This is a genomic window from uncultured Nostoc sp., from assembly GCF_964245575.1.
In the GTDB taxonomy this organism is placed as follows: Bacteria; Cyanobacteriota; Cyanobacteriia; order Cyanobacteriales; family Nostocaceae; genus Nostoc.
Genome location: NZ_CAXTNP010000226.1, coordinates 1 through 8,350 on the forward strand (window position 1 = coordinate 1; position 8,350 = coordinate 8,350).

An 8,350-nucleotide genomic window follows, 5' to 3' on the forward strand; every position below is an offset into this window, starting at 1 on the left:
GATTGCTTTCTCATTTCGGTAGATTCAGCAAGCAAAAAGGCATATTGCTTTCTCATTTCGGTAGATTCAGCAAGCAAAAAGGCATATCGCTTTCTCATTTCGGTAAATTCAGCAAGCAAAAAGGCATATTGCTTTCTCAAAATGCTTGATTGCTTTCTCATTTCGGTATATCGCGTATTTATTTTGCTAGATTCAGCAAGCCTTAAATTATAAGGTGCGTTAAAGCTGGGCGTAACGCACCGCATTTATTGGTGCGTTACGGCTAGAACACCAATTCTTAAAATCTCTTTTGCAGCAAGCTTTCGCCACGTTGGTAAATTTCTCGTGCATAGTCAGTCCAAGCACCTTGTCCCCAATAACGAAAACAACTGGTTTGCAGCAAAAGGTTATGTAGGAGAACGTTACGGTAATCAGATTGTCTGGTTACAGGTTCTGCTGAGTCAGTTTGCAGTAATGGATCAATCTTTTGATGAAATAAACTGCTTAATTGATACATAGGAGACAACACATTTTCATATCCTTGCACCCAACTGATATGATTTGTCCACGAGGCTCCATCCATGTGAAAATTAGAGTTTATTTGCTTTAATTCTTGAATAGCATTTTCTACAGTTTCCGGTTGACTATTATCTGGTGAAACTCGCTCCCAAATCTGATGTTGTCCGACTGGCTGACAAGTTGGATAGTCTTCTGGTTTGCATCCAGCAGCTTCTATTAATTCTAAATACTCTGTACCACACATCCCAACAACACCTGATTTTCCTCCGCCGTTATTGACCATATCCCACCAAGCTTGTTTAAAAGCGCTAGGAAATTCATTCATCATCACACCACCATTTTCACCATCTCCAATTTGGCTAACTATTGGTGGCACAAATACACTGCTAATTTGTTGTTTGGATAAGGTTTTGGCTTCATAATAAGGCTGCATTTGTGCGACTAATTTAGTATCTGAGCCTTGGGTTTTAATTAAGGCTGTAATGCTAATTGTTTCGCCTTGGGAATTGCGAGCAATCAGACGATGTGGTAAATGTTTGTAGGTAAGAGATTGACCACTAATTGTTTCTACAGAATGTTCTTGAACGAGTAGCCAGCGATATCCACATTCTTTCAGCGCTTTCACAAATTCAAACAAAGCATCAGGGTGATTAGGTAAGTGCATTTCTGGGGGCGAAAATCCTTTGACTCGCGCTAGTGCTTCCCAGCCAAAAATTGCCGCAAAGTGATGTTGCCATGCGATGATATGCAATTTAATATCTGGTATGGGTGTGGAAGGAATAACTGCATGGCTCCACATTGTACCCAACCACTCTACATAAGGTTGATAGGTGCGATCGCAAGTAATACGTTTGAGATTATCGAGAACATCACTGCGTCCCATTTGCCGCAGTCCCCACAAAAGATTACCTGAGTAATCCAACATCACACGGGGATTGCAACCTTGATTTACAAGTTCGGGGATAAAATCTCCCATGCGGCTGTAACAATGGGCAAAAGGATCTGCATTGTGGTTATCCCCCTCGTTGGGATGTTCAAACATATATTGCAGATTGCTGATGAGTGTACCACCATTTCCAGCAGGTATAGTTGGCTGGTGCATGTGTAAGGCGATCGCAAACACAGCATTTACATTTTCTAAGCGAATATTTGTTGTTGGTAAAAATACTGGCTGATTATGGTTAACTACAGAGAGAACCTCTGTTTCCCAACCAGAAATATTCGGCAAGCCATCAATGATTTCGGGCAAAGGAGTAAGAGTTGTGGGGAAGGAAAGCATTTCTGGTTGCTCCGAAACAAGGTATGTCTAATTATGCGATCGCATAGCAATTTCTGATCTACAACTTTATTTATTGATGCAAACTGCGATCGCCTTGCAGTCCCGCAATATCCAGAAGGTGAAGCAAAAATCTACTGAGTTGGTTCTGATGGTCAACCAACAGTCTATACCGATGGCTTTATCCAACTTATTGACTTAGCTTTTGATACTGAGGGTAATTTATATGCTTTGCAATACGCTAATCAGTCACTCTGGAAAGGTAATCTAGATGGTTCTGTGATTAAAATAGCGAACGATGAAACTCGCACAACTATTCTTAGTAGTAATGGATTAGAGTCTCCTACTGCTTTGACTATTGGTGCTGATGGTGATATTTACGTGACAACCCGAGGCGATCGCCCTGGAGTTGGACAAGTTCTCAAAATTGAGAATCCCAAGTCTGTTCCTGAATCTACTTCTACTTTCAGCTTATTAGCGTTTCTTGGAACTGTGAGCATTACTTTGTTGCACAAGGGTAAAGCCAAACGACTCTTCTGAGTTGAGTGTAATACAGACCTAACAAGAACAACCCCAACGCTACAAGGGTTGGGGAGTAAGATTTAAAGCCTCTCTCCTTTTAGGAGAGAGGAATGGAAGTGAGGTCAAAGTGTATTGCATCCATAGACGCGTAGTGGCTACTCTTAGGAGAACGCTTTCAGCGAACCCGCAGGGTCCGAGAACCGCTATAGTTAAAGCGACTTGACCTGACATTGAGTTTTTCTGAACAATAACAAATCGCCAAAACGCTGGATTTTAGATAAAAAACTCAGTTTTTCAAGAGGCCGTTGTCTGCTTGGTGCTGGCGGAGTTGCTATTCGCAAAATTAGCTCTAACAACCAAGGGGCGAGGCGTTGACACCATACAGCTAAATGACTTTGCCATCCGACTAAAATTTCTGCTGAATCATTTTGCATTCCAGTGACGAGTGCTTTAGCCACTTGCTGGGGAGTCATGGGGATCACCCAGCGAAATAATTTTAAGTCGCGCACCATGTCTGTGTCTGTCAAAGAAGGCAGTAATGCAATGACTCGGATATTGTAATCAGCTAGTTCCTGGCGCAAAGCTTGGGTAAATCCTAAGATGGCAAACTTGGTAGCTGAGTAAGTCGCCATCGTCGGTGCAGCCACCTTCCCCATCAGACTCGATACATTGACGATTGTCCCTTGCCTTTGACTGGCCATGCGTCTAGCTATCAGACTCGTGAGGTTGTACATTCCTAACAAGTTCACAGAGAGTTCTTCTTGAACTTGGGGCAGTTTAGATTGCAAAAATGAGCTTTGGTATGCGACTCCCGCACAATTAACCAGCAGGTGAATCTGTCCATAATTGCGCCACAGTTGGGCAACAGCGATATTTACTTCAATTGTCTGCGTTAAATCTAATGCCACGATCGCTGTTTCTGTTCCCATCGCCTCGATTTCGTTAGCTACTTGGACTAACTTGTGGCGATCGCGTGCTACCAATATCAGCCGCTTAATGCCGATTTGCGCTAGTTCAAGTGCGATCGCTCGTCCAATCCCACGAGAAGCCCCTGTAATTAGGGCAACTTTACCTTGAATCTCCATTGGTTTTATCCTCCAAAATCTAAGTCTTACCAAACCCTTCGTTATTGCCGAAACACACAATCAAGAGCTACTCGCTTGTCGGCACAAGGTAAGACAAATAATCAATTGCAATTCAAATCAAACTGAAACTAAGCCTTTAGCAACGAGATATTTCTTGGTTAATCTGCAATCCCTCATAATTGTCTATACGAGGCAGAAATTTATCGTTTTTAACCTGTCAAAGCCTAACAGACTTGGCTGAATGCATATAGCTCATAGATTTTACTTCTCCTAGATCAGAGCGCTCATCAGCATCGTTGTTATACACACGTTAGCAATTAAATCAAGCTATTGCAATATTCTTTAATCAGAATTTCTTAATACTTCTTAACGACAGGCATATATATGGAAAAGATTTTATTAAATAAGTTTTTATGAATACCTAAGTACAAATATATTACTTTCCTGACAATTAAGCCCTGTTTTGGGGAATTGTAATATCTCAGTCATAGCTAAGAAACAAAAAAGACATATAGGTTTTGGTTATTCTTGCAACACCTCAGTTTCTCAGCTAGTTCGCAGATGCACACCAGTATATTTACGTATTTCATTCAAATTAAGGTTTCTGATTTTGATATTTTAAATAATAGAAGAAAGAGAGTTAAATTATTGTTTTTAATGCAAATTCTAACAGCAGATTTATCTCAAAAAACTTTAGTAAAAATGATAACTTGTTTGGCTTTAGCTTTGAGTTCATCAAAGGAATGCTTGAGACTTGCCTGGTGTCTGACAATTCATGCCATGTGGAAAAGCTAACGATTAACCTAACCCCCTTCCCGACACTCTAAGGGGGAAAATTCAAAGTCTCTGACGCCATGAATGCTAAGAGTGAACAAGTCGGTAGAGCCGCAAGGGCGCAGTGGCTCCTCCTTTTAGGCTGGTGTACACCATACATACAGCAGATTGCAACTTGGTGAGGTACAGATAATCAGTAGTATCACAACATGTGGTGTCAACTTAACGTGAAAGCCAGCCTAGAAAAAGCTTTTAGATATTGTCTGGTTGTCTCGTTCCCCTGCTCCGACTGGGAATGCCCGTCGTTGAGGCAGAGCCTCAAGACTTGCGGCAGAGCAGCCAGGCGCAGCATTTCCAGTCTCTGACTGGAAACGAGATTTTAAAATGACACCAATGCAACATGTTGTGCCCCTACCCGTGTACTTCATTTACCTGAAATACACTGTATCTGTACAAAACCAAAATCGTTGAAGATCCTCCTAAATTCCCCAAAAAATTGGGGGACTTTGAGGGTTCTTCGCCCCCTTTTTTAAGGGGGGTTGGGGGGATCAAAAGCTTGTGGGGCAATGTTAGAAGACCCATGAACAACAAGAACCCCAACTTTTCTAATAAGTCGGGGTTCTAAGGCTTTCAATCTTTACAATTAAAACTGGGAGCAATTAAGGGGTTAAAAAGTCTAAATGGTTTCCTGGTTGGGCACGCAAATCTTCTACTGTCCCCTGAATTTGTAACTTACCTTGATTGAGCAGAACAATCCAATCAGCACGGGTAATTACTCTAGGACGGTGGCTAATTAAGATTGTGGTTTTACCTTTGCGATGGAACAACAGTTGATCTAAAACTTGAGCTTCACTAACTGGATCGAGGCCAGCAGTTGATTCATCTAAAATCAAGATTGGTGGATCGTTAACAATAGCTCTTGCTAAAGCCAGTCTTTGCCGTTGTCCACCAGAAATATTTGACCCAAATTCACCTAATACAGTTTGATATTTTTCAGGTAGTCTACTAATAAAATCATCTGCCTCAGCAATTTGGCAAGCCTTGACAATTTGATCAAAGGTGAGGTGAGGAGAACCTAAGCGGAAGTTTTCAATAATTGAGCGACTCCAAAAATGAGCATCTTGAGGAACGAGAACAACTTGTTGCCGCAAACAATCAAGAGCTAGGTCTTGCATATTATAAATGCCAAAGCGAATATTGCCAGAATTAGGTGTATATAATCCGGCTATCAGTTTAGCAAGAGAACTTTTTCCACAGCCGGATGTACCAATTAAGGCAACAACTTTACCGCCAGGAATTGTCAGGGAAAAATCTTCTAGTAGCTCTAGTCTGCCTGCGTAGTGAAAATTTAGGTTTTTGCAAATAATATCAGCATCACTAGGAATTTTAGCAAAGGGTTTGCTACTATCGCTTGGATTTTCAGGTGTGGAATCGATAACTTCTGTTAAGCGTTCTGTGGCAGTTTTGGCACGCATGAATTCATCTATAAATCCAATCACAGCACCGATTAATGCCAAAAAGTTCCCATTCATTCCGTTAAATGCCAGCAGTTGACCGATGCTGAGTTCCTTACTAATAACTAAGGTGCTGCCGAAACCAATCAAACTAACGCTGCCAATAGCATAAACTAACCCAGAAAAGGTGCTATTAATAATTCCAATCTGAACTGTGCGAAATGTTATGTTTGAGAGCCGACCAAATCTGTTCTGAAATTCTTCCCAAAATTGAGGAGCAGCAGTAGTACTTTTGAGTGTCAGCGCTCCTTTAAAGCTTTCAACAAGAACACCCTGGTTTTCCGCGTCTAAGACCAACAAACTTCTGATTTTTTGTTGAAGTGTAGGCAAGAAAACCACCGTAGATGAACTCATGACAATAGCAACAACGACGGCAACAACGGTAAGTTTCCAGCTATAGAACACCATGAAACCTAAAGAAATCAGTCCGATAAACAATTGGCTAGGCAGACTGATAACTGCTTGAGCAACTAACTGATTAATTTGTTGAATATCTTGTAATCTGCTAACAATCTCGCCACTGCGACGTGATTCATAGTAAGCCAGAGGCAGGCGCAGGATTGCCCTGGCAAATTCCAGAACTAACCCTAACTCAAGCCGTTGGGCAAAATTGGCAATCAGGTTAGATTGAACTAGTTGCAGACTACTTGCCACCAAATTCATCACCACAACCGCAATAATTACACCAATCAGAAGCTGGGTATCACCTCGAACTAGTACATCATCAGTTAGAATTTGAAGCAGGAAAGGAGACGTTAACGAAAGCAGACCGATAACTATAGCGCACAGAAAAGCCTCGAATATTATGCCCCCATAAGGCAATGCCCGCCGCGCAAAGCGCCAAAGACCGTTGACTTTATCATCAGGTTGAGCATAAAAGCGAACCGAATCTGGCTCTAGTAAAAGCATGACTTGATCTGACCAAGCCTCAATTAATTCATTTCTAGAGACATAACGGATGTTAAAGGCTGGGTCAGCAATTACATATTTTTTGCCTTTCTGACCATACAAAACAACCCAGTGATAGCCTTTCCAGTGAATGATTGCTGGCAGTGGTGCTTGGTTCATTCGGTCTAATATTTCTTTTGATGCCCTGACCGAACGCGCATTGAAACCAAGTGCCTCCGCTCCTCGCCTCAATCCCAACAATGTTGTTCCAAGTTGCCCGGTGCCTACGGCTTCCCGAATGCGATTTAGTGTAAAATTACGTCGATAATGTTTGGCAACGGAAGCAAGACAAGCAGCTCCACAATCTTCTTCACTATGTTGTGTAACAACTTGGTATTTCATTTCACACTCCAGTACCCAATAGCATCGTGAAAAAACCTAAAAAAATAGCAGGGTTTCGCCCCTGCGTGGTTAATAATTTGACCAACAGTTTAGTTTTACTATCATCACCAAATATGTTCTACTAGGCAAGATAAATTTCTTAATCCTACGAAATTAATAACTTCTTTAGTTCTAATTAGTTGTAATTGCTTTCACTATATTTTGTATTCAACAAAGAAAACACCGTAAATTTTCGTATGTTTGCTTCGCTTACTGCAACCGAATAGATATATTTGCTTATTGATTTAGAGTAAATGAGGTAAAAAAAGTTACGTTATTGTTTATACATTACTAAATTGTAATGAATATGGCTGATTTTTGAAGCAGGGCTTAGTATTTGACTACTCAAGGTGAGCAGTATTTTTATGAAAAGTATTAAGTAAGCCCATCAACAGTTACCTAATAGGAACTGTTGATAGACTTTTTTAACTCTGTTCAACAAAAGTATGCGGTAGGAATAAACGTAATGCTAAAATAACTGCGATAAGCAACTAAGCTAATGTCTTGTCAGAAGGCCAACTATCCTGTTGGAGCAGGTTAGTTTGTTTAAGACACTTTACCTCAGTAAAGACGCGGTTAATCGTGTCTTTACGTTTATTCTTTCCCTTTTACTAAACATTCAGTTAGACTTTATTTTCTTGATAGACACTAATATCACCAGAGACTGCAGCGGCGGTAGCACCTTTACCAGCGATTGCGATTGTAGGACCTGTAAAAATTTTGCTGATGTTTACTAAAGTGTTGGTGGTAGTGTTGGTTGTGGTGGTGGTGGTGGTGGGGGTGCTGGGTTTGGCGGGGGGTTTTTTAACAGGGGGCTTCGAATTACCACCAGACAAATTGGCTTCTTCGGTAGCGGTTAATGTCGTGAACAATGTGCTTTCCATAATCTTAGTTCTCGCTTGATTGTTGAATGTGAAGCAACTTACTTAAAGTTAGACTTTATTTACTTGATAGACATCAATATCACCAGAGACTGCAACGGCAGTACCACCTTTACCAGCGATCGCGATGGTAGAACCTGTAACAATTGTGCTGATGTTTAATAGAGTGTTGGTGGTGGTGTTGGTGGTGGTGGTGGTGCTGGTGCTGGGGGTGCTGGGGGTGCTGGGTTTTTTGACAGGCTTATGAGACTTCTTCCAATCATTACCACCAGACAAACTAGCTTCTTCGGTAGCGGTTAATGTCGTGAACAATGTGTTTTCCATAATCTTAGTTCTCGCTTAATTTTTGAGGTTAAAATCGCGTTACTTAAAAGTAATAAACATTAACATTTAAAGAGTATATTTAATTACTTTTTTGTTCCGCTAAAAGTATTATACGACTCTTGCTTAATAGGTCAAGCAACTATTTTT

6 protein-coding genes are annotated in these 8,350 nt (G+C 41.0%); 1 reads left to right on the plus strand and 5 read right to left on the minus strand.

Annotation, left to right across the window (positions count from 1 at the left end; translation table 11 throughout):
• Positions 1-277: 277 nt before the first annotated feature.
• The gene (locus ACFFAP_RS27980) at positions 278-1,777 is read right to left on the minus strand and encodes a glycosyl hydrolase family 57 (protein ID WP_375514290.1); all 1,500 of its coding nucleotides are present in this window, start codon (positions 1,775-1,777) and stop codon (positions 278-280) included.
• Positions 1,778-1,966: 189 nt separating this feature from the next.
• Here ACFFAP_RS27980 and ACFFAP_RS27985 point away from each other — a divergent pair, with 189 nt between their 5' ends.
• Positions 1,967-2,314 (plus strand): ScyD/ScyE family protein, encoded by a 348-nt coding sequence (locus ACFFAP_RS27985; protein ID WP_375514299.1) that lies wholly within the window; start codon positions 1,967-1,969, stop codon positions 2,312-2,314.
• A gap of 191 nt (positions 2,315-2,505) precedes the next feature.
• Here the strand turns inward: ACFFAP_RS27985 and ACFFAP_RS27990 are convergent, their stop codons facing one another.
• The 4 genes from ACFFAP_RS27990 to ACFFAP_RS28005 all read right to left on the minus strand — a co-directional run bounded on the left by ACFFAP_RS27990 (position 2,506) and on the right by ACFFAP_RS28005 (position 8,203).
• Positions 2,506-3,381, minus strand: coding sequence for an SDR family NAD(P)-dependent oxidoreductase (locus ACFFAP_RS27990; RefSeq protein WP_375514291.1), 876 nt, complete (start codon positions 3,379-3,381; stop codon positions 2,506-2,508).
• A 1,433-nt stretch (positions 3,382-4,814) separates the two neighbouring features.
• Positions 4,815-6,959, minus strand: coding sequence for a peptidase domain-containing ABC transporter (locus ACFFAP_RS27995; RefSeq protein ID WP_375514292.1), 2,145 nt, complete (start codon positions 6,957-6,959; stop codon positions 4,815-4,817).
• 662 nt (positions 6,960-7,621) lie between these two features.
• Positions 7,622-7,882, minus strand: a complete 261-nt coding sequence (locus ACFFAP_RS28000; protein WP_375514293.1) for a hypothetical protein — start codon at positions 7,880-7,882, stop codon at positions 7,622-7,624.
• A 48-nt stretch (positions 7,883-7,930) separates the two neighbouring features.
• Positions 7,931-8,203 carry a hypothetical protein gene (locus ACFFAP_RS28005; protein ID WP_375514294.1) on the minus strand — a complete coding sequence of 91 codons (273 nt, stop codon included), beginning with the start codon at positions 8,201-8,203 and terminating at the stop codon, positions 7,931-7,933.
• Positions 8,204-8,350 lie beyond the last annotated feature (147 nt).

Excerpts from the sequence above, each read along its gene's own strand:
- ACFFAP_RS28005 (WP_375514294.1), bottom strand. The coding sequence starts at position 8,203 with ATGGAAAACACATTGTTCACGACATTAACCGCTACCGAAGAAGCTAGT.
- ACFFAP_RS27990 (WP_375514291.1), bottom strand. The coding sequence starts at position 3,381 with ATGGAGATTCAAGGTAAAGTTGCCCTAATTACAGGGGCTTCTCGTGGG.
- ACFFAP_RS28000 (WP_375514293.1), bottom strand. The coding sequence starts at position 7,882 with ATGGAAAGCACATTGTTCACGACATTAACCGCTACCGAAGAAGCCAAT.
- ACFFAP_RS27980 (WP_375514290.1), bottom strand. The coding sequence starts at position 1,777 with ATGCTTTCCTTCCCCACAACTCTTACTCCTTTGCCCGAAATCATTGAT.
- ACFFAP_RS27995 (WP_375514292.1), bottom strand. The coding sequence starts at position 6,959 with ATGAAATACCAAGTTGTTACACAACATAGTGAAGAAGATTGTGGAGCT.